Consider the following 1,141-nt stretch of genomic DNA (forward strand, 5'->3'; position numbering starts at 1 on the left):
TGCCCGGCACCGGCGAAGCCGTCACCATCACCACCGACGCCTTCGAGGCCCGCGCCCTGCAACACGAGATCGACCACTGCGCCGGCAATCTTTTCCTCGACCGGGTCGCCGGAGCGCACGCCATATACCAGCGCAAGGTCTATCTCTAACGAGCGTTATCCGAGTACGTGTCGCATACCCGGCGCGTCGTGTCGGTGGTCCCGCTCGTCCGGGTTTACGGTGGCCCCATCATGCGAACGACGGTTGGTTCCCTCCCTCCCGCCGTCTACTGGCGGCGTCGTGCGGTCGTGCTGGGTGCAGTGCTGCTCGGCATCATCGTGCTGTTCGTTTCCTGCTCCGGTGACGACAAGGACGACCAGCGCGGCAAAGGCGCGTCGCCGTCGTCGCAACTGCCCACCCCAGCGCCGGCAACCGACTCCGGCTCCCCGTCGACCGAGCCGACCTTCCTGGACGGTGTCCCCGGCGGCAATGGGCCGTCGCTGCCCGCCCTCGGCGACCTCGAGTCCAAGACTCCGGGCGTCGACGACGGCAGCGGCAGCGGTTCCGCCGACAACGGGCAGAACACCAACGTGACCGTGCCCGCCGACGGTTCCTGCGCCGATACCGAGATGACCGTGGTCCCGGCGGCCAGCCCGACCACGTTCAAGCGCGGGGCCACGGTTGAGTTGTCCCTTACCGTGAAGAACACGGGCACCCGCACCTGCAGCCGCGATGTGGGTGCCGGGCCGCAGGAGCTCTACATCGATTCCGGCGGCCGGCAGTACTGGTCTTCCGACAAGTGCAGCGACCAGAAAGGCAGCGACGTCCGGCAGTTCGCGCCGGGGGATGCTCGCACTTACAAGGTCAGCTGGAACGGGCGGCAGTCGAGTAGTTGTGCTGGGAATGCGGCTTCTGGGCCTACGCCGCCTCAGGGGCAGTTCGATTTGCGGGCTCGGTTGGGGACTTTGCGCAGCGAGCCGATCGTTCTGACGATTCTCGCTTCCTGAGGGTCTAGTTCCGCCGGGGGCGCTGCCTCGGACCGCGCTGCGGATCGTTTTGGTGGGTTGCTTGCGGTTCTTTCTGGGGCGCTGCCCCAAGACCCGGCTGTGCGGTGCGGATCGCTTCTGGGGCGCTGCCCCAGACCCCGGCCACGCGCTGCGGA

Annotated in this window: 2 protein-coding genes; both read left to right on the plus strand. The window is 67.7% G+C overall.

Going from position 1 to position 1,141, the window contains the following annotated elements; translation table 11 throughout:
• A partial coding sequence (locus Ato02nite_RS51125) for a peptide deformylase (RefSeq protein WP_213013990.1) occupies positions 1-149 on the plus strand: 149 nt, incomplete at its 5' end.
• Between the two features lie 39 nt (positions 150-188).
• Positions 189-986 (plus strand): adhesin, encoded by a 798-nt coding sequence (locus Ato02nite_RS51130; RefSeq protein ID WP_246608272.1) that lies wholly within the window; start codon positions 189-191, stop codon positions 984-986.
• Positions 987-1,141 lie beyond the last annotated feature (155 nt).

Origin of the sequence: Paractinoplanes toevensis, from assembly GCF_018332695.1 — a bacterium.
Lineage (GTDB): Bacteria > Actinomycetota > Actinomycetes > Mycobacteriales > Micromonosporaceae > Actinoplanes > Actinoplanes toevensis.